General features: G+C 69.2%; 18 protein-coding genes. 10 read left to right on the forward strand and 8 right to left on the reverse strand.

The window, feature by feature from the left end; translation table 11 throughout:
• Positions 1-31 precede the first annotated feature (31 nt).
• Positions 32-1,231, reverse strand: a complete 1,200-nt coding sequence (gene nadA / locus KDL01_RS02690; protein WP_212526683.1) for a quinolinate synthase NadA — start codon at positions 1,229-1,231, stop codon at positions 32-34.
• A 307-nt stretch (positions 1,232-1,538) separates the two neighbouring features.
• Here nadA and KDL01_RS02695 point away from each other — a divergent pair, with 307 nt between their 5' ends.
• A complete protein-coding gene (locus KDL01_RS02695; RefSeq protein ID WP_212526684.1) occupies positions 1,539-1,898 on the forward strand; it encodes a HesB/IscA family protein in 360 nt (119 codons plus the stop codon).
• 90 nt (positions 1,899-1,988) lie between these two features.
• Here KDL01_RS02695 and KDL01_RS02700 read toward each other — a convergent pair whose 3' ends face one another.
• The 4 genes from KDL01_RS02700 to KDL01_RS02715 form a co-directional block, all read right to left on the reverse strand.
• Positions 1,989-3,278, reverse strand: a complete 1,290-nt coding sequence (locus tag KDL01_RS02700; protein ID WP_212526685.1) for an MFS transporter — start codon at positions 3,276-3,278, stop codon at positions 1,989-1,991.
• A gap of 65 nt (positions 3,279-3,343) precedes the next feature.
• A complete protein-coding gene (locus tag KDL01_RS02705; RefSeq protein ID WP_212526686.1) occupies positions 3,344-3,976 on the reverse strand; it encodes a winged helix-turn-helix domain-containing protein in 633 nt (210 codons plus the stop codon).
• 757 nt (positions 3,977-4,733) lie between these two features.
• Positions 4,734-5,294: a hypothetical protein gene (locus KDL01_RS02710; RefSeq protein WP_212526687.1), complete on the reverse strand. Its 561-nt coding sequence runs from the start codon at positions 5,292-5,294 to the stop codon at positions 4,734-4,736.
• Positions 5,295-5,455: 161 nt separating this feature from the next.
• Positions 5,456-6,901, reverse strand: coding sequence for a cysteine desulfurase/sulfurtransferase TusA family protein (locus KDL01_RS02715; RefSeq protein WP_212526688.1), 1,446 nt, complete (start codon positions 6,899-6,901; stop codon positions 5,456-5,458).
• A 299-nt stretch (positions 6,902-7,200) separates the two neighbouring features.
• Here KDL01_RS02715 and ctaC point away from each other — a divergent pair, with 299 nt between their 5' ends.
• The 5 genes from ctaC (at position 7,201) to KDL01_RS02740 (ending at position 13,071) form a co-directional block, all read left to right on the forward strand.
• Complete coding sequence (ctaC, locus tag KDL01_RS02720; protein ID WP_438801946.1) at positions 7,201-8,223, forward strand: aa3-type cytochrome oxidase subunit II; 1,023 nt, start codon at positions 7,201-7,203, stop codon at positions 8,221-8,223.
• Positions 8,220-10,007 carry an aa3-type cytochrome oxidase subunit I gene (ctaD, locus tag KDL01_RS02725; protein ID WP_212526690.1) on the forward strand — a complete coding sequence of 596 codons (1,788 nt, stop codon included), beginning with the start codon at positions 8,220-8,222 and terminating at the stop codon, positions 10,005-10,007. Before ctaC ends, ctaD begins: the two co-directional genes overlap by 4 nt.
• A gap of 3 nt (positions 10,008-10,010) precedes the next feature.
• On the forward strand, positions 10,011-10,409 hold the full coding sequence (locus KDL01_RS02730) for a cytochrome c oxidase subunit 4 (RefSeq protein ID WP_212526691.1): 399 nt from the start codon (positions 10,011-10,013) through the stop codon (positions 10,407-10,409).
• A gap of 159 nt (positions 10,410-10,568) precedes the next feature.
• Positions 10,569-12,542: a L,D-transpeptidase gene (locus tag KDL01_RS02735; protein WP_212526692.1), complete on the forward strand. Its 1,974-nt coding sequence runs from the start codon at positions 10,569-10,571 to the stop codon at positions 12,540-12,542.
• Positions 12,543-12,660: 118 nt separating this feature from the next.
• On the forward strand, positions 12,661-13,071 hold the full coding sequence (locus tag KDL01_RS02740; protein ID WP_212526693.1) for a DUF4259 domain-containing protein: 411 nt from the start codon (positions 12,661-12,663) through the stop codon (positions 13,069-13,071).
• A gap of 258 nt (positions 13,072-13,329) precedes the next feature.
• Here the strand turns inward: KDL01_RS02740 and trpD are convergent, their stop codons facing one another.
• Together trpD and KDL01_RS02750 are read right to left on the reverse strand one after the other, a co-directional pair.
• Positions 13,330-14,394 (reverse strand): anthranilate phosphoribosyltransferase, encoded by a 1,065-nt coding sequence (trpD, locus tag KDL01_RS02745; protein WP_212526694.1) that lies wholly within the window; start codon positions 14,392-14,394, stop codon positions 13,330-13,332.
• Positions 14,395-14,546: 152 nt separating this feature from the next.
• Positions 14,547-15,029: a response regulator gene (locus KDL01_RS02750; RefSeq protein ID WP_246575864.1), complete on the reverse strand. Its 483-nt coding sequence runs from the start codon at positions 15,027-15,029 to the stop codon at positions 14,547-14,549.
• Between the two features lie 353 nt (positions 15,030-15,382).
• Between KDL01_RS02750 and ctaE the strand changes: the two genes are divergently transcribed.
• The 4 genes from ctaE to qcrB are packed head-to-tail and all read left to right on the forward strand — an operon-like array spanning position 15,383 to position 19,627.
• The gene (ctaE, locus tag KDL01_RS02755) at positions 15,383-16,033 is read left to right on the forward strand and encodes an aa3-type cytochrome oxidase subunit III (RefSeq protein WP_212526695.1); all 651 of its coding nucleotides are present in this window, start codon (positions 15,383-15,385) and stop codon (positions 16,031-16,033) included.
• A gap of 34 nt (positions 16,034-16,067) precedes the next feature.
• A complete protein-coding gene (qcrC, locus tag KDL01_RS02760) occupies positions 16,068-16,910 on the forward strand; it encodes a cytochrome bc1 complex diheme cytochrome c subunit (RefSeq protein WP_212526696.1) in 843 nt (280 codons plus the stop codon).
• A gap of 15 nt (positions 16,911-16,925) precedes the next feature.
• On the forward strand, positions 16,926-18,005 hold the full coding sequence (qcrA, locus tag KDL01_RS02765; protein WP_246575865.1) for a cytochrome bc1 complex Rieske iron-sulfur subunit: 1,080 nt from the start codon (positions 16,926-16,928) through the stop codon (positions 18,003-18,005).
• On the forward strand, positions 18,002-19,627 hold the full coding sequence (qcrB, locus tag KDL01_RS02770; RefSeq protein WP_212526698.1) for a cytochrome bc1 complex cytochrome b subunit: 1,626 nt from the start codon (positions 18,002-18,004) through the stop codon (positions 19,625-19,627). Before qcrA ends, qcrB begins: the two co-directional genes overlap by 4 nt.
• Before the next feature lie 209 nt (positions 19,628-19,836).
• Here qcrB and KDL01_RS02775 read toward each other — a convergent pair whose 3' ends face one another.
• Complete coding sequence (locus KDL01_RS02775) at positions 19,837-20,115, reverse strand: Lrp/AsnC family transcriptional regulator (protein ID WP_212526699.1); 279 nt, start codon at positions 20,113-20,115, stop codon at positions 19,837-19,839.
• Between the last annotated feature and the right edge of the window lie 109 nt (positions 20,116-20,224).

Genomic DNA, 20,224 nt, shown 5'->3' on the forward strand with positions numbered 1-20,224 from the left:
TGCCCGGCGTTCGTTCGTCCAGCCCGCCGCGCTACGGCAGCGCCAGCATCTGCTCCAGCGCGCTGTGCGCCTGCTCGGCGGTGCGCGGGTCGACCGTGATGCGGTTGACCGGCTTGCCCGCCACCAGCGACTCGAGCGTCCAGACCAGGTGCGGCAGATCGATCCGGTTCATGGTGGAGCAGTAGCACACCGACTTGTCCAGGAAGACGATCTGCTTGTCCGGGTGCGCGTTCGCCAGGCGGCGCACCAGGTTCAGCTCGGTGCCCACGGCCCAGGCGCTGCCGGGCTCGGCTGCCTCCAGCGCCTTGATGATGTACTCGGTGGAGCCGACGTAGTCCGCCTTCTCGACCACGTCGTACCGGCACTCCGGGTGCACCAGGACGTTCACGCCGGGGATGCGCTCGCGCACGTCGTCCACGCACTCCGGGGTGAACCGGCCGTGCACCGAGCAGTGCCCGCGCCACAGGATCATCTTGGCCCCGCGCAGCTGCTCCGCGGTCAGGCCGCCCATCGGCTTGTACGGGTTGTACAGCACGCACTCGTCCAGGCTCAGGCCCAGCTGGCGCACCGCGGTGTTGCGCCCGAGGTGCTGGTCCGGCAGGAACAGCACCTGCTCGCCCTGCTCGAACGCCCAGGTCAGCGCGCGCTCGGCGTTGGAGGAGGTGCAGATGGTGCCGCCGTGACGGCCGGTGAAGGCCTTGATGTCGGCGGAGGAGTTCATGTACGAGACCGGCACCACCCGGTCGGCGATGCCGAGGTCCGCGAGCACGTCCCAGCACTGCTCGACCTGCTCGGCCGTGGCCATGTCGGCCATCGAGCAGCCGGCGGCCAGGTCCGGCAGCAGCACCTGCTGGCTCGCCGAGGTCAGGATGTCGGCGGACTCGGCCATGAAGTGCACGCCGCAGAAGACGATGTACTGCGCGTCCGGGCGGTCGGCCGCGTCCCTGGCCAGCTTGAACGAGTCGCCGGTGACGTCGGCGAACTGCACCACCTCGTCGCGCTGGTAGTGGTGGCCCAGGATGAACACCTTCTCGCCCAGGGCCTGCTTGGCCGCCCAGGCGCGGGCCACCAGGTCCGGGTCGCTGGGTGCGGGCAGGTCGCCCGGGCACTCCACGCCGCGCTCGCTGCGCGGGTCGGCCGCCTGTCCGAGCAGGAGCAGCGAGAGCGGGGTGCCGGCGGGTTCGGCGAAGACGGAGCCGGTTCGCTCGCTGGTCTGGCTGGTCGTGGTCACGTCCCTGAACTCCTCGGTCGGGCCCGGCCTTCGCCGCGCACCTTTTCGTCGTACTGACGACAAGCCATCTTATCGCACCGTTATTCCCCAAGATCCCGTGGAGATTTCGTGCGGATCCGACGCCTCACCCGCGCGAAGAGACGCCGGTCATACCACGCCCGTGCTCCGGTGTGCGACGATAGACGGGAAGTGGACGGCTGGCACCGACTCCTCGGGAACACTCCTCGGGAATACCAAGCCGTCGTAGCGGCGTTGAGCGCAAGAGGCAACGACCCGACGGACCGTACTGAGACAAGGGGTTAGCACGATGTCGGTAGAGGTTGAGATCAGCAGCACCAAGGTGGACGGCATCATCCTGACCGGTGAGGCCGCGGGGAAGGTCAAGAGCCTGCTGGAGCAGGAGGGCCGCGACGACCTGTCCCTGCGCGTCCAGGTTCAGCCCGGTGGCTGCTCCGGCCTGCGCTACCAGCTGTACTTCGACGACCGCTCCCTCGACGGCGACGTGGTCTCCGACTTCGGTGGCGTCAAGGTCGTCACGGACCGGATGAGCGCTCCGTACCTGGTCGGCGCGACCGTGGACTTCGTGGACACGATCGAGAAGCAGGGCTTCACCATCGACAACCCGAACGCCACCGGCTCCTGCGCCTGCGGCGAGAGCTTCAACTAGTCATCACGGCGGCCATCGGGCCGTTCCACCACGGGCCCGGGCCCGCGCGGTCGATCCACGCGGACCCGGGCCCGTGGTGTTGTGCGCCGCTCACGCCGGAGTCGGCTCGGCCGCGGACGTCCCCTCGACCGCCGAGGCCGGCGCGCCGGAGGCCTCCGACCCGTCAGAGCCCGCAGCGTCCGCGGGCAGGCCCTGGCGCTGGGCCTTGCGGCTGGCCAGATACAGCGCGCTCAGCGCGATCACGCCGCCGACGAAGTAGCACAGATCGCGGTAGAAGATCTCGCCGACCGCCGCCGCACAGACGGCGATGCCGATGCACTGCGAGCTGGTCACCAGCAGGTTGTCCGCGCCGCTGACCCGGCCCATCAGCTCGTTCGGCGTAAAGAGCTGAACGGCCGTGACGGAGCCCACGATGGCCATGGGCAGTCCGAACCCGAGCAGCGCGGCCGCCCCGAGCACGATCCAGGTCACCGGCGCCGCCATGGCCAGGCAGGCGGCCCCGGCCAGGGCCAGCCCGAGCGCGGTGACCATCCCCGGCCCGATCCGCCGTACAAGGGAACCCGCCAGGACCCCACCCGCCAGACCGGTGACGCCCATCATGGTGACCAACACGCCCACCCACGTTGGCGCGTGGTGCAGGCCCACGGTCGCGACCGGGATGACCAGCGTCTCGAGGAAGCCCATGGCGAACAGAGCGAGGGCGAAGGCGGCGGTCAGCTGCCGCAGCAGCGGGGTGCCGAACAGGTAGCGGAACCCGGCCGAGCTCTCCGCCCACCACCCCGGCCGCTCCTGCGGCGCCGGGGGCTGCGGCTTCGGGTCCTCGATCCGCACCAGCGACCAGCACAGCAGGCCGAAGCCGAAGGTCGCCGCGTCCATCACGGCCAGCACGTGTCCGCCGAACGCGGCCAGCAGGCCGAGCCCGATGCCCGGCGTGATCAGCCGCGAGCCCTGCTGGATCGCCTGCGCGAGCCCGTTCGCCTCGGCGAACAGGTCTTTGGGCATCAGCTGCTGCTTGAGCCCGCTGAACGCCGCGTTGGTGATGGCCGAGCTCAGGCCGTAGCAGAACATGACCGTGAAGATCAGCCATACCTGGCCGGGGCCGCGCACGGCCAACAAGCTCAGCAGCGCCAGCGCGGTGAGCGCGTTGGTGACCATGAGGGTGCGCTTGCGCCGCAGCCGGTCGACGAGCACGCCGGTGGCCGGCGAGAGCAGCGTGCCGAGGTTGATCATCAGGATGCAGACGCCGAGCTCGGCGGTCGAGCCGGTCAGCTCCTTCACCCAGATCGCCGCGGCCAGCCAGAACGCCATGTCCCCGATGGAGTCCACGGTGCTGCCGAGCAGGTATATCCGATAATTGCGGTTCCTGAACAACGCGCGCATGGCCGCGTCCCTCCCCTTGCTCCCGGTGGTTCCCCAGATCGGTTCGCCGGCCGTCTCCGTCAGTGTCAGTTCTCTTCGTCGGCCGGGTCGAGCGGAGCGAGTTCGACCGGGTTCGCGAACAGGTTGAACTCGAACATCATCGAGCCCTCCGGCCGCAGCGACGGGTCCTTGATCCGGTCGATGTACCTCATGGCCAGCCGTGCGCAGGCGTCCCTGAGCTCGCGATACTCCTCGAGGGTGCCGAAGAGCAGGAACCCGAACTCGCCGGACGCCTCGCGCACCTCGGCCGGCCACTGCTGTCGATGCGTCTGGTAGTACTCCCGCCGCTCCAGCCAGCGCTGGAACAGCAGGTCGTGCAGAGCCTTCCCGGCCGCGGAACCAGGCGTGTCGGGGTCCCAGCTGAAGTCGAACCCGACGGCGCGCAGCTTCCACGGGCGCTCACGCCCGTCGCTGCTCCCGGCCTCCTCGGCGTAGCCGTACTTGGCCAGGGTGCGCAGGTGGTAGGCCACCGAGGTCGGCGAACCGCCCACGATCTTCGACGCCTGCGTCGCGGTGAGGCTCCCGTGCACGCCGAGCGCCTCGTACAGCGCCAGCCGGGTCGGATGCGCCAGCGCGCGCAGCTCCCGCGGATCCGACGTCTTGCGCAGTTCGGCGAACGGATCCTCGGCCTGCTCGACCGGCGGTGCGGCTTCGTTCATGGCGGGAGCGTAGCGCGAAAGACTTGTTTCGAAAATAGTGTTTCGAAAAGATCTTTTCCGAAGTGCTGTCCTGATGGTTCGGTCACTCTCGGTAATCGCAATCGGGTGGCCGGCGCGCCGCCGGGGGAGGGGCGCCGGCGCGGTCGGAGGTGCCACCCGGTCGCCATTCGCCACGATTCGCCACCGTTCGGCCGTGTGCCCGCCGGCCCGCCCGGCTGTGCCACGGGTGTGTCACGGTGAGGCTGTGTCACGGTGAACGCGCGGCGATCGGCGCCGTCCGGGCCCGGCATCCAGGCGCGGCTCGGGTTCGACCGGTGCGGCCTACCTACCCGTGCCCACGCGCTGAGCTGCGGTGATGGAAGTGATGATGAGCTCGTCTCCGGCGCGTGAACCGCGTCAGGAAACGGCAGGGCCTCCGGCGCCGCTACCCACAAACGACGACGGAGGCCCTGCCTCCTGCGGACCCGGAGCACCCGCGAACTTCAGCGGGTGGCTGCCCTCCGATACGGTCCGCCACAGCGTCCACGTCGCCGGGGGGAGAGCGGCGCGGGCGCAGGCTTATGTGTCCCTACCCCATAGTTCTACCCGGACCGGAACCATTCCATCACTCAAAGTGATGAACTCGTAATCCCCTCGGCTTCGAGTCGACAGCTTCCCCGTCGAACGACTCACGGTGTCGAGTACCACTACACCAGATATGACGATTGTACGTCGCCCCAGGTTCCCCGGTCGCGGCTGATTTCTTGCTGTGTGTTTCTCAGCCCACGTTAAGGCTCTGACCGTTCGCCAGGTCCACCACCGGGCGGCCGGCCAGCGGGGCGGAGAGCGAGACGGCGACCCGGAGCGCGCTGACGAACTGCGGGCAGATGTGGCCGCCGGAGGCCAGGTGCACCAGGCCCACCTGCACGCTCGTGCTCGACTCCTGCAATACGACGTCGTACTGGCCGCACGCTCCGCCCATCGACTCCAGCTCCACATACAGCGTGCGGCCGTCGGCACTGGCCGACGCGGTGGTGAAGGCGGTGAGCTTCTGGCCCGCGGGCACCGCGCTGAGCTGCTGCTTCGGCGTGGTCGCGGCCCCGACGCCGATCGGGGACATGGTGGAGCTGGGCTGTGCGGAGGCCGTGCCGCCCGCCCCGGAGCCCGGGTTGCCCGTGGCCGACGCGGCGCCGGTCGTGCTCACGGCGACGGACGCCGACCCGCCGGCGCTCGTCGTGGTGGTGGACGACTTGCACGCGCTCAGCGTCGCGGTCAACGCCAGCGCGCCGAAGCCGCAGGCCAACAGGGATGCGGTGCGGGGACGGACTGAACCGGTCATGCGCATTCCTTTCGTGGGAGCCTCGGGATGACCCGCCACCGTGAGGCGGCTCCGGGATCTGCCGGAACTCGCGTGGGCCCGCGGCGGCAGGCGTGCGCGGCTGAAGCTGTGACGCACGCCGCCCGCCCCGGGTTCCCGCTCCGGATACCGCCATGCGAGCGCTATTCCCGCCGACGCACCCGGTACGCCGTCACACCGGGCCTCGAGTCCGGCGTTTCCTCGCCGAGGTAATCCTGACCGGTGAGCCGGCACCAGGCCGGAATGTCCAGCCGGGCGGCCGGATCGTCCGCCCACACCCGGACCGTGCCGCCCACCTCCACCTGCCGGATCCGCTTGCCGAGCTCGATCACCGGCAGGGGACACAGCTTGCCGACGGCGTCGATGTCCAGCTCGGGCTGCGGCGTCTCGGTGGGTGCGGCCGATTCAGGTGCCCCGTCTGCCGCAGCGTCCGTGCCCGGCGCGGCCCCGCCCGCCTGCTGGGGCCGGGCGACGCGCACCGCGTCCGGCAGCACGGCGAGGAACCGCTCGACGTCCTCGGCCGACACCCTCCAGGGCAGCGAGACCCGGACATTTCCCTGCGTCAGCACACCCATCGCCTCCAGGACGTGACTCGGCGTCAGGGTCGAGGCCGTGCAGGAGGATCCGGAGGAGACGGCGAAGTCGAGGCGGTCGAGCTCCAACAGCAACGCCTCGCCCGACGCGTAGAGGCAGGAGAAGGTCAGGATGTGCGGGGCGCGGTCGACCGGGTCGCCGACCACCTCCACATCCGGCACCAGCTCGGGGATACGGGTGCGCAGCAGCGTCGTCAGCTCCCGATGACGCTCGGCCGTCGCCTCGGCCTCGGCCGCCCGGGCCCGCAGCGCCGTGGCCGCGCCCAGGATCGCCGGGACGTTCACCGGGCCGGGCACCCACCCGCGTTCCCGCTCGTCCTCCGGCCAGTCCGCGGCGAAGCGCGTGCCCTTACGTACGGCCAGCACGCCCACTCCGGCCGGGCCGCCCCACTTGCGCGCCGAACCCGCCAGCACCGCCCAGCCCTCCGGCACCGGCTCGCGCCCGAGCGTGACCGCGGCGTCCACCAGCAGCGGCACACCCTGCTCCGCGAGCAGCCGGGCCGCGGCGGACACCGGCTGGCGCGTGCCCACCTCGTGGTTCGCCGACTGGATCGCGGCGAACGCGAGCGCGGGACCCGCGCCCTGGTCCAACAGGTCGGCCAGCGCGCCCAGCGCGACCCGGCCGAACCCGTCCACCGGCAGCACGACGCGGTCCCCGCCGATCCGCCGCACCGCCAGGTCCACCGCGTGCAACACGCTCGAGTGCTCCACCGCGCCGACCGCGATCCGGGTGCCCGCCCGAGCCCGGCCCCTGGCCAGTCCCAGCACGCCCTGGTGCACCGCCGCCGTCCCGGACGCGGTGAACACCAGCTCGTCCGCGCGGCACCCGAGCAGCTCGGCCACCGCCTCCCGGGCCGCGTCCAGCAGCATCCGGGCCCGGCGCCCCTCCCGGTAGAGCCGGTCGGGTCCGGCCCAGCCCTCGTCCAGCGCGGCCAGGTACGCCTCGCGCCCGGCCGGATCCAGCGGCTCCCCGCTCGCCGCGTCCAGATACACCATGGGATCGAGCCTAGGCCAGGACATGCGTGTCGAGCGGCTGACGGTCGTTCACTTATGGAGATGATTGAGTGACAGATGTCCGAACTGCCCGTTGTGGCCAGGCATTAGACCGTATGCATGAGCTCCAGTCCTGCCCTCTTCCGTAGAGGGGTACCTGCCCGCATGAGGCCTTCGAGGCTGGAGTAGGGTTTGGCCGCAGTATTGAATCAGTGATCCCCCGCCTGCGATGCGGGCGCCACCGCGAGCGCGACCCACCGACTCGCCCGCGGCGGAGGGGGCGAGAGATCGGGAAGGGTACGTTGAGTCAGCACGGCTCTGAACGCAGACCTCTCCCGCCGCGTGAGAGCACGGGGCGGGCGCGCGTCGACGCGTCAAGAAAGCGGCGCCTGGCCGCCGGCGCGGCGTTGGCCGCTGCCGTACTGGTGACGGCCTCGGGCTGCGCCGACAATGCCTTCACCCGGCTCGGCATGCCGGAACCGGCCTCCAAGGAAGCGCCCACCATCCTGCATCTATGGCAGGGGCAGTGGATCACCGCGTTCGCCGTCGGCGCGCTGGTCTGGGGCCTGATCCTGTGGTGCTGCTTCGCCTACCGCCGCAAGCGCCACGGCATCGAGGTCCCGCCGCAGACCCGGTACAACATGCCGCTCGAACTGCTCTACACCGGCATCCCGCTCATCATGGTCGGCGTGATCTTCTACTTCACCGCCAAGAGCGAGACGAAGCTGCTGCAGGTCAACGACCAGCAGTACACCAGCATCAACGTCGTCGGCCGGCAGTGGAGCTGGACCTTCAACTACAACTACGACGCCGCGCTCGACAACGGCAACGGCGGCCCGGCCACGACGAACCCGTCGTACAAGGACGCGGGCACCGCCTACGACATCGGCACCCCGGGGCAGATCCCGACGCTGTACCTGCCGGTGAACGAGGAGGTCAAGTTCACCCTGACCTCCCCGGACGTCATCCACTCGTTCTGGATCCCGAACTTCCTGTTCAAGCTGGACGTCGTGCCCGGCCGTGTGAACATGTACGAGGTCACCCCGGACCGGATCGGCACCTATATCGGTGAATGTGCCGAGCTGTGCGGTGTCGAGCACTCCCGGATGCTGTTCAACGTCAAGGTGGTCAGCCAGGCCGACTACGAGGCGCACATCAAGTCGCTGCAGGCGCAGGACCAGGGCGGCACCCTCGTGACCGGCTGTGGCACCAACACGGCCCTGACGGGTACCGACCTGACCACCACCGGTGACGGCATCCGCTGTGTCGTCGGCCCGATGACGAGCGTCAGCGGCAAGAACGCAGTGGGAGGGGACGCGTCATGACCGCGATCAACGACCCCGCGGTCACCTCCGTCCCCTCGGTGACGGCGTACCGCACCCGGCAGCCGGGACAGACCTTCGTCCGGTGGATCACCTCCACCGACCACAAGGTCATCGGCTTCCTGTACCTGGTCACCTCGTGTATCTTCTTCGGCTTCGGCGGCCTGCTCGCCCTGCTGATCCGCACGCAGCTGGCCCGGCCCGGTCTGAACGTGCTCTCGCCCGAGCAGTACAACCAGGCCTTCACCATGCACGGCACGATCATGCTGCTGATGTTCGCGACCCCGCTGTTCGCGGGCTTCGCGAACGCGATCATGCCGCTGCAGATCGGTTCCCCCGACGTGGCCTTCCCGCGGCTGAACATGGTGGCCTACTGGCTGTTCCTGTTCGGCTCGCTGATCGCCATCGGCGGCTTCCTGACCCCGCAGGGCGCGGCCGACTTCGGCTGGTTCGCCTACTCCCCGCTGTCCAACGCCGTGCACTCGCCCGGCGCCGGCGGCGACATGTGGATCATGGGTCTGGCCCTGTCCGGCTTCGGCACCATCCTCGGCTCGGTGAACTTCATCACCACCATCATCACGATGCGTATGCCGGGTATGACCATGTTCCGCATGCCGATCTTCACCTGGAACATCCTGCTCACCTCGGTGCTGGTGCTCCTGGCCTTCCCGGTCCTGGCCGCGGCGCTGTTCGCGCTCGAGGCGGACCGCCGGCTCGGCGCGCACATCTTCGACGCCTCCAACGGCGGCTCGATCCTGTGGCAGCACCTGTTCTGGTTCTTCGGCCATCCCGAGGTCTACATCGTCGCGCTGCCGTTCTTCGGCATCATCTCCGAGGTCATCCCGGTCTTCAGCCGCAAGCCCGTCTTCGGCTACTCCGGCCTGGTCTTCGCGACGCTCTCGATCGCGGGCCTTTCGGTGACGGTGTGGGCGCACCACATGTTCACCACCGGCGCGGTCATGCTCCCGTTCTTCGCGTTCATGACCTACCTGATCGCGGTGCCCACGGGCGTGAAGTTCTTCAACTGGGTCGGCACCATGTGGCGCGGCTCACTGAGCTTCGACACACCACTGCTGTGGTCGGTGGGCTTCCTGGTGACGTTCCTGTTCGGCGGTCTGACCGGCGTCATGCTGGCCAGCCCTCCGATCGACTTCGCGGTGCAGGACTCGTACTTCGTGGTCGCGCACTTCCACTACGTGCTGTTCGGCACGGTGGTGTTCGCCATGTTCGCCGGGTTCTACTTCTGGTGGCCCAAGTGGACCGGCAAGATGCTCGACGAGCGTCTGGGCAAGATCCACTTCTGGACGCTGTTCATCGGCTTCCACACCACGTTCCTGGTCCAGCACTGGCTCGGCGCCGAGGGCATGCCCCGCCGCTACGCCACCTACCTGGCCTCGAACGACTGGACCACGCTGAACACGATCTCCACGATCGGTTCGTACCTGCTGGCGCTTTCGATGTTCCCGTTCCTGTACAACGTGTACAAGACGGCCAAGTCCGGCAAGCGCGTGACCGTGGACGACCCGTGGGGCTGGGGCCGCTCGCTGGAGTGGGCCACCTCCTGCCCGCCGCCGCGGCACAACTTCAACTCGCTGCCCCGGGTCCGCTCCGAGTCCCCGGCCTTCGACCTGCACCACCCCGAGGTGGCGCTGATGGAGATCGAGAACGGCGAGCGCGGCCACGCCGCGAAGAAGGCGCTCATGAAGGAGCGCGAGGCCGAGGCCGCCGCGCAGAAGGCGACCCGCCGGGCTGCCAAGAAGTCCGGCGAGAAGTCCGGGGAGGCGTGATCCGTGAAGGTCACCTCGAAGCTGTTCGGCTGGATGACGGGCTTCCTGATCATCATGGTCGCGCTCTACTGGATCACCTCGCACGACCCGACGGGTACGGCGGCGCTGATCATGGCCACCGGCCTTTCCGGCCTGATCTGCTTCTACCTCGGCTTCACGGCTCACCGGATCGCTCCGGGGCCGGATGACCGGGCGGACGCGGAGCCGCACGAGGGCGCCGGCGACCAGGGCTTCTTCTCGCCCACGAGCTGGTGGCCGCTGATGCTGTGCCTGGCGCTGGCCGCCACGTTCCTCGGCATCGCGGTCGGCTTCTGGCTGATGTACTTCGCCGCCCCGTTCGCGCTGTTCGGCGTGTACGGATTCGTGTTCGAGTACTACCGCGGCGAGAACAAGCACTATTAAAAGAATCTAGGAAGCCGCGCGGTTGAATGACCGTCAGGTCGTAGGTTCGTAACAAGTACTCAGCAAGGGCCGGTACGGATATCCGTACCGGCCCTTGCTGCATACGCTGTGCCGTGGTCGGTGCCGCATAAGGCGGGCACAGCAGGGTGGAGGCACAACATGGCTGACGCGGTCGCTCCGGGCGATGGCGCCGAAGAGGCAGTCGAGGGGGCCGACGAGGCCATATCGGTCGAGCCGACCGAGCAGATCGTAGAGACCGAAGAGACCGTAGAAGTCATAGAGACCGTAGAGGTCGTAGAGACCGTTGAGGTCGAGGACGACGCGGCTGGGGTCGAGGTCGTGGCGGAGGCCGAAGTCGAGGTCGTCGACGTCGAGGTGGTCGAGGTTGAGTCCGACACCGAGATCGTGGTCGAGGTCGAAGCAGAGGTCGTCGCGGAGGTTGTCGAGGAAGTCGACACCGAGGTCGTCGAAGCGGTCGACGTCATCGAGGTCGAGGCGGTCGTGGAGGCCGAATCCGAGTCTGAAGCCGAGACCGAGGATGATTCCGAGTCCGGCCCTGAGGCGGCCGCCACGGAGATCATCACACTGATCGAGGCAGCTGCTTCGCCCGAGCCCGCTCCGGCCCCTCAGGCGCCCGCTGAGCCCGTCGAGACCCCCGAGCCCGCCGAGGCCACGGCCGTCACGGAGGTCGCAGCCGCTGTGGCCGCCACCACCGCCCTGCCGGGCGTGGCGCAGGCGCTCGCGTCGGCCTCGTTCGTCCCGCCGCAGCCCGAGCCCGAGCCCCAGCCGCGGCAGCAGCAGCCGCCGCAGCCGCCGACCGAGCGTCCCACCGTCACCCTGGCAGGGCGTCGGTTCGACCGCAGGGCCGCGCTGGTCGCGGGCGGGGTCGGGGTGGTCGTGATCGGCGGCGCCGTCGCGGCGCTGGCGTCCTCGGGCGGCTCCACCAGCTCGCCGAGCGCGCTGAGCACCGGGAAGGCCGGGGTCGGGGGCGCCGGCGCGAGCACGAAGGCGTCGACCGCCGCGGCCGTGCCGCTGCCCACCATCACCACCTCTCCGGCTGACGGCGCGTCAGGCGTGGACCCGTCCAAGCCGATCACCGTCACCGTCCTCGACGGCACCATCGCCTCGGTCTCCCTCTCCGGCCAGGACCAGACCAACGGCACGCTCTCGACCGACGGCAGCACCTGGACCTCGGCCAACGCGCTCGACGTGAACTCGAGCTACCAGCTCACCGTCACCGCCAAGAACTCGGCGGGCAAGACCAAGTCGAGCGTCGTCTCCTTCCACACGCTCAAGCCCTCGGCCGCCTTCGGCGTCTCCTCGGTGGTGCCGCCGCGCGGCTCGACCGTGGGCGTGGGCCAGCCGATCCGGGTCACCTTCTCCAACTACGTGCCCGCCGAGTACCGCGCCGCGCTGGAGAAGGCCTGCGTCGTCACGACCAGCCCGGCGGTGGCCGGCGCCTGGTACTGGGTGTCGAACTCGACCGACGGCGCCGTGCTGGACTGGCGGCCGAAGGACTTCTGGGCCGTGAACACGAAGGTCTCGATCTCCTTCGACCTCAACGGCGTCCGGCTCGGCGAGCACCAGTTCGGCGTGAAGGACTACGCCTCGCACGACTTCACCATCCGCGACACCGACCTGCGGCTGATCGTGGACAAGGACACGTACTCCGCCACCTGCTACCAGAACGGCAAGGTCATCCGGACCTTCCCGATCGACACCGGCATGCTCAGCGCGGAGACCTTCGTCACCTACACCGGCACCATGAGCGTCCTGGGCAAGGGCAACCCGGTGGAGATGAAGGGCAACTACGGCCCCGGCGACACCTACGACGACTTCGTGAACTGGGCCACCCAGATCACCTGGAGCGGCACGTACGTGCACGCCGCGCCGTGGGACGGGGAGATCGGCCACGCCAACGACGACTCGCACGGCTGCGTGCACTGCCGCACGGTGGACGCCGAGTGGTTCTACAACATCGTCCAGACCGGCGACGTCGTGACCATCAACGGCAGCCGCAAGCGCGAGGTCGCGGTGTCCAACGGCATCTGCACCTTCACGCTGGACTGGGCGACCCTGCTCAAGGGCTCGGCGTATGGGGCGACGCTCAACGGGAAACCGGTCAGCGCTTAGCGAGGGGCTCGGGCGCGCCCGCGTAGCGCGGGCGCGCATTCCCGGTTACCGTGCGTAGGAAGGCCCCTTCGTGGGAGCCGGCCACGCGGGGGGCTCGAACCGGGAGGTTGGCAGCAGGATGGGTACCTGGCAGGTCGGGCCGTTCGACAACGACGTCGCGATGGACTTCTTCGACGAGATCGAGGAGACCCCGGACCCCGAGGTTCCGGCGAAGCTCAGCTCGGTCCTGTCGGCCGTGGCCGGGCGGCCCGGCCGGGTCGAGCTGGCCGAGGGACACCTGGCCGTGGCCGCCGCGGGGCTGGTCGCGGCCGGACGCTCGCGCAGCGCGGCCACCGGGAACCCGTCCGTGGACGAGTGGCTCACCGTGCACCGCCCGGTCACCGACACCGCCTGCGCCCGGCTGGCCCTGGCCGCCCTGGACCGGGTCGGCGGCTCGGACAGCGAGTGGATGGACCTGTGGGCCACCACCGACAACAAGCAGGCCGTGCGCGATCGACTCGAAGAGCTGCGCGCGGTGCTCTCCGGCTGAGGCCGCTCAACGCTCGACGGTTCGTGCTCCGACGCGTCGCCGGAGGCGTCCGACCCGCCTGCCGCGAGGCTCGTACGCCCCCGCATGTAGACCGTTCGGGTGAAACGCTGCGGCGTAGGAGTGAACCGTTCCGACGGTAATACCCTTCGGCCCCGGGTTTGGATCAGGAGCCGAAGGGTATTAAGCGTGCTTTTGCCCGGATTGCGCCCCAGTCCTCGCGAGGCCGGGACGGCTGCCGGATCAGACCGCGGTACCGAATCAGACCGCGCGGGTCGCGGCGCACCAGCGCTCGAGCGCGGCGGCCGCGGCTCCGGAGTCCAGCGAGGCGGCGGCCCGGCGCACGCCCGCGTCCAGCCGCTCGGCCAGCGGGGCCAGCTGCCCGGCCGGCACCTCGAGCGCGGCCAGCGCGGCCAGCGTCGCACCCGCGTTGAGCAGCACCGCGTCCCGCACCGGCCCGGTGTCCCCGGCCAGCAGCTTGCGCGCCACGTCCGCGTTGTACGCCGCGTCCGCGCCGCGCAACGCCTCCACCGGCGCCAGCTCGATGCCCACCGAACGCGGGTCGAAGGTCTCCTCCACCACGGTGCCCGCGTGCGCGGTCCACACCGTGGAGGTGGTCGTCACGGTCAGCTCGTCCAGGCCGTCCTGGCCGCGGAAGACCAGTGCGCTGTTACCCCGGCCGGCCAGCACCCCGGCCACCATCGGCGCCATCCGCAGGTCCGCCACGCCCACCGCCTGCGCCTTGACCCGCGCCGGGTTCGTCAGCGGGCCGAGCAGGTTGAAGGTGGTCGGCACGCCGATCTCCTTGCGGGCCACGCCCGCGTGCCGCAGTGCCGCGTGGAAGGTCTGCGCGAAACAGAAGGTGATCCCGGCCGTCTCGGCCACCGCCGCCACCTGCTGCGGCGTCAGATCCAGCCGTACGCCGAGCTCCTCGAGCACGTCCGCGGCCCCCGAGGCCGAGGACGCGGCCCGGTTGCCGTGCTTGACCACGCGCGCGCCCGCGCCCGCCGCGACGATCGCGGACATGGTGGAGATGTTGACGGTCTTCGCGCCGTCCCCGCCGGTGCCCACCACGTCAACCGTCGGCCCCGGCACCACGAGCACGTTGGCGTGCCGGTACATGGTCGCGGCCAGCGCCTCGAGCTCCTGCACGGTCTCGCCCTTGGCCCGCAGCGTCACCGCGAACGCGGCCACCTGCGCCGAGGTGGCCGCCCCGGACATGATCTCGTTCATGGCCCAGGCCGTGGCCTCGGCCGAGAGGTCTTCCCGCCGGATCAGTGCACCCAGTACCGAGGGCCAGGTGTGGGTGCCCTCCACTGCCGTCATCGTTCCTGGCCCTCCTTCCGCTGCTCGGGTACGCCCGGGGACCAAGCCCCGGGATCCGCCCCCAGCCTACGCGGAAAAGATGCGACGCAGTGTGGTCGTCCGGTGGCCGGACCGGGCCGGCGCCGTGCGGCCCGGCCCGTGTGTCCGGCCGGTCAGCCCACCCGGGGACGCAGCAGCCCCACGGCCACCTCGGCCAGCCGGACCGGGTCGATCGGGTGCGCGACCACCGCGTCCGCCCGCGCCCAGGTGGCCAGCCAGCCGTCCTGCGCCCGCCCGGTCAGCACCAGCAGCGGCGGGCACTGATAGATCTCGTCCTTGAGCTGGCGGGCCAGGCCCATCCCGCCGACCGGCACGGCCTCACCGTCCAGGATCAACAGGTCGGCCCGGACCCCCTTGACCGAGGCGTCCATCCGCTCGATCAGCGCGGCGGCCGTGGCGAACTCCTCGAGGGCGAGCGCGGGCAGGTCCGGGTCCGGCCGGGTGCCGAGGGCCAGCCGCAGGCTCTCGCGCACCTGCGCGTCGTCGCTGTAGAGCAGGACTTTCAGGGTCTTGGCCGGAGCCGGCGGCGGTGCGCCCACGGCGGTGGACCCCAAGGCCCCGGACCCGGACGTATCGGCCAAGGCTGCTGCGGACATGAACACGCCTCCACTTCGAGGACTGCGAATGCCGCGGTGCGGCACCCTGTTGATCGCGCGCAGTACGGCGCCCCCGGCCGGTGACGGCGGGTGAGCGTGCGACCCAGCGTAGGACGCGGCCTCGACGGAAACCAGCCCTAACGATCTGATAACGCGGCAGGAGTCGTGCGGACACGTTCGACCCCGGCCCGCCGCCGACGTGCTGACGGACGCTCACGCACCGGCGTCCCGGTGACTTCTTCCCCGTTTGGTCTAATCGCGTCCGGTTTCCGCGCCGCCATTCGATGGATCGTCAGCGACACCCGGCCCAAAGGGGTACCCCGGCGATGGGGCGGTAGCGGCAAGAGGCAATAATGGCCGCCGTGGCGACAGCAACTGCAACCCAAGCCGCACCCGCGCACCGGGTGCCCAATAGGCCCAACCTGGTCAGTGTCGGGACGATCATCTGGCTGGCCTCCGAGCTGATGTTCTTCGCGGCGCTGTTCGCGATCTACTTCACGCTGCGGTCGGTCTCGGGGAACTCGTTCTTCGAGCAGAACGCGAGCAATCTCAACGTCAAGCTCTCGTCGGTCAACACGATCATCCTGGTCGCGTCCTCGTTCCCGTGCCAGTTCGGCGTGTTCGCGGCAGAGCGCCACCAGGTCAAGCGCACCGGATCGCTGCTGAACCTGCGGCGCTGGGGTATGCGCGAGTGGTACATGTGGGCCTTCATCCTCGGCGCGATCTTCATCTCGCTCCAGGTCTACGAGTACTCCTCCCTCGTGCGCGACGGCCACCCGATCTCCGAGAACCAGTGGACCAGTGCCTTCTACCTGGCCACCGGCTTCCATGGCCTGCACGTGACCGGCGGTCTCTTCGCCTTCCTGATGGTCCTCATGCGTACCTACAAAGCCAAGCGCTTCACGCATGACCAGGAGATCTCGGCGATCGTCGTCTCGTACTACTGGCACTTCGTCGACGTCGTGTGGATCGGCCTGTTCTTCGTTATCTACATTCTCAAGTAACTCCGGACGAGAAGCTCCATTAGGGACATAAGTCGTGAAATCGCTCTCTACACGGCGACGCCACCCGCTGGCAGCGTTCGTCGTCCTGGTGCTCGCGTTGGGTTTCGCGGGCACCTTGTTCGCCGCGTTCGTATCGCCCGCCTCGGCGAACGCGGACAGTGGAAACACCAGCGCCCAGGCCATCGCGAATGGCAAGGCGCTGTATGAGACGTCCTGCTCGAGCTGTCACGGTATGAACGGCGAAGGCTCAAGCTACGGTCCCAGCCTGGTCGGTTCCGGCTCGGCCGCAGTCGACTTCCAGGTCTCCACCGGACGCATGCCCGCCCAGCAGCCGGGCGCGCAGATCCAGAAGAAGGCCGTGCTCTACACCCAGGCCCAGATCGACGAGATGGCCGCGTACATCCAGAGCCTCGGCGGTGGCCCCGTGGTCCCGTCGCAGAGCCAGTACTCGGTCAACGACTCGATGGTGCAGCTCGGTGGCGTGCTGTTCCGTACCAACTGCTCGCAGTGCCACAACTTCGCCGGTGAGGGCGGTGTGCTCACGGATGGCAAGTTCGCCCCGGAGCTCACCCAGACCTCGCCGAAGGCCATGTACGAGGCCATGCTGACCGGCCCGCAGAACATGCCGCAGTTCCCGAACACCGTCCTGCCGTCCGCTGAGAAGCAGGCGATCATCTCCTACATCGTCTCCACCCGGGACGAGGCCAACTACGGAGGCGCCGGCCTCGGCCGGATCGGGCCGACGTCCGAGGGCCTGTTCATCTGGACCTTCGGCCTGATCGCGCTGCTGCTGTTCGCGGTCTGGATCGCGGCGCACACCACCAAGGCCTCGGCCGAGCGCGTCGCCCAGGCTGCCGCCAAGAAGGGGGGCAAGTAGACCATGAGCGGTGACATGACTGAGCACGACGAGCACGGACACGGACCGGTGGCCGTCGACGAGCACGGACACGGCCACGTGGTCCCGTCCGGCGACCCGTTCGCCGACCCCGGCCTGCCGGAGCACCATCCCCGGCTGACCGACATCAGCGAGAAGGCCGCCAAGCGCTCCGAGCGCATCGTGGCGGGCCTGTTCGTGCTGTCCGCGGTCGCCACGATCGCGTTCATGGTCTGCTACACGCAGGTCCCGAACAACCGCCAGTCGCTGGTGAACTTCTTCCCCATCGGCGCGATGTCGGCGTCCAACTTCGCCCTCGGCGTGTGCCTGGGCGTGGCGCTGTTCTCGATGGGCGCGGGTGCCATCTACTGGGCCCGCACCCTGATGACGGACGTCGAGATCCCGCAGGAGCGGCACGAGTACGAGTCCAGCAACGAGGACAAGGCCGCCGCGATCGCCGAGTTCCAGCAGGGCGTGGAGGACTCGGACTGGAAGAAGCGTCCGCTCATCCGCCGCACCCTGATCGGCGCCATGGCGGTGCTGCCGCTGCCGGCGCTGTGGATCCTGCGCGACCTCGGCCCGCTGCCGGGCAACGCGCTGCGCTACACGGCGTGGACCGGCGGCGAGCTGATCATCAACGACAACACCGTGTCGCTGGACGGCACCACCGGCCAGGGCATCCGGCCGGAGGACATCACCATCGGCTCGCTGGTCAACGCCCGCCCCAAGGCGGCGCTCTCGGCCGGCGACGACTTCAACAACATGATGGTCAAGTCCTCCATCCTGCTCGTGCGGATGAACGAGGCCGACATCAAGTCCTCGCAGGAGCGTGACTGGGGCTACCACGGCATCGTGGCCTTCTCCAAGATCTGCACCCACGTGGGCTGCCCGGTGGCGCTCTACGAGCAGCAGACCCACCACATGCTGTGCCCGTGCCACCAGTCGACGTTCGACCTCTCGGACGACGGCAGGGTCATCTTCGGCCCGGCGGCGCGCTCGCTGCCGCAGCTTCCGATCACTGTGAACGCCGACGGCTACCTGGTCGCTCGCAGCGACTTCAACCAGCCGGTCGGCCCGAGCTTCTGGGAACGCGGATGAGCACTTCCACTGCGGGCGAGGAAATCGTCCCGACCACGCTGGGCGGGAAGGCCGCGGACTACCTGGACCAGCGGCTCGGCATCGCCGGCGCGGCCAAGAAGAACCTGCGCAAGATCTTCCCCGACCACTGGTCGTTCATGTTGGGTGAGGTCTGCCTCTACAGCTTCATCATCCTGCTGCTGTCGGGCATCTTCCTGACCCTGTTCTTCACGCCGTCCATGGGCGACGTGACGTACAACGGCTCGTACACGCCGCTGGACGGCATCAGGATGTCCGAGGCCTACGCCTCGACCCTGAACCTGTCCTTCGACGTGCGCGGCGGCCTGCTGATGCGCCAGATCCACCACTGGGCCGCCCTGGTCTTCGTGATGGGCATCATGGTGCACATGCTCCGGGTGTTCTTCACCGGCGCGTTCCGCAAGCCGCGCGAGCTCAACTGGATCATCGGCTTCGGCCTGTTCACGCTGGCGCTGGCCGAGGGCTTCTGCGGCTACTCGCTGCCGGACGACCTGCTCTCGGGCACCGGTCTGCGGATCATGCAGGGCCTGGTCCTGTCGATCCCGATCGTCGGCACGTACATCTCGTTCTTCCTGTTCGGCGGGCAGTTCCCCGGCCACGACATCGTGCCGCGGCTGTTCACCATCCACATCCTGCTGGTGCCCGGCCTGATCCTGGGCCTGATCACGGCGCACCTGATCCTGGTCTTCTACCAGAAGCACACGCAGTGGGCGGGTCCGGGACGCAACGACAAGAACGTGGTCGGCCTGCCGCTGATGCCGGTGTACATGGCCAAGGCCGGCGGTTTCTTCTTCGTCGTGTTCGGCTTCATCGCCCTGCTCGGCGGCCTGGTCTCGATCAACCCGATCTGGGTGTACGGGCCGTACGTGCCCAACCAGATCACGGCCGGATCGCAGCCGGACTTCTACATCGGCTTCTTCGAAGGCGCTCTGCGCATGATGCCGAACGTGGAGTTCAACTTCTGGGGCCACACCCTGTCGTTGAACGTCCTGGTGCCCTTCGCGGTCGTACCGGGAATCCTGTTCGGCGGCATCGCGCTGTATCCGTTCATCGAGGCCTGGATCACCGGCGACAAGCGCGAGCACCACATCCTGGACCGCCCGCGCAACATGCCGACCCGTACCGCGCTCGGCGTCGCCGGCATCACGTTCTACGGCGTGGGCTGGCTCAACGGCGGTAACGACCTGATCGCCATCCGGTTCAACCTCTCGGTGGAATCGATCACCTGGGTATGCAGGTTCCTGATCATCCTGGGACCGATCTTCGCGTTCTGGCTCACCCGGAGGATCTGCTTCGGGCTGCAGCGGCGCGACCGCGACAAGGTGCTGCACGGCGCCGAGTCCGGCATCATCACCCGGTCCCCGGAGGGCGCGTTCTCCGAGGTCCACACCCCGCTCTCGCAGGGCGAGCTGCACAAGCTGACGGCGCACGACGTGCACCGCCCGCTGACGCTGACCGAGGTCACCGACGCCAACGGCGTCCCGGCCCCGAACCTGCGCCGCGCGAAGCTGCGGGCCAAGGCGACGCAGTGGTACTTCGGCCAGCGGGTGGAGAAGCCCACGGCCGAGGAGTACCACGAGTCGATCACCAGCGGCCACCACTGAGTCCGCGCGGGCCGCGAAGCACGAAAAAGCTGTAGCCACACAGCAGTTCCCCTCCGTACCGTCGAGGTGCGGAGGGGAACGTGTTTGTCGGGGCTGTGGTGGCGGTGGGATCCGTGGTGCCGGTGTGCGCGGCGGGACGCGCCGCGGCCGTCACCGCGCCCCGGCCTGCTCGGGCCCGGCCGTCAGGGCCCGGCCTGCTCGGGCCCCGGCTACTCGAGACCGAGCGCGAAGGCCGCCTCGAGATCGACGTCGCTGTAGGCGCGGAAGGCCGTGTGGGTCTCGGTACGCAGGACGCCCTGGACCTTGTTGAGCCTGCCGGGGATGAGGTCGGCGAGGTCTTCGTGCCGGGGCACCCGCGCGATGGCGATCAGGTCCCACTCACCGGTCACCGAGTAGACCTCGCTCACACCGTCGAGCGCCGCCACCGAGGTGGCGGTCTCCGGAACGAGCCCGGTCTCGGCCTTGATCATCACTATCGCGGTCACCATGAGGCCAGCTTACGACGGGCCCGCGCCGGAGCGCGCGGGGGCTCTCGCCGGGCGCGTGAAAGCGTCTACCCTGGGAAATACCCGAATACCGACAGTCGGTGGCGACGAG

Source organism: Actinospica durhamensis, from assembly GCF_018139695.1.
In the GTDB taxonomy this organism is placed as follows: Bacteria; Actinomycetota; Actinomycetes; order Streptomycetales; family Catenulisporaceae; genus Actinospica; species Actinospica durhamensis.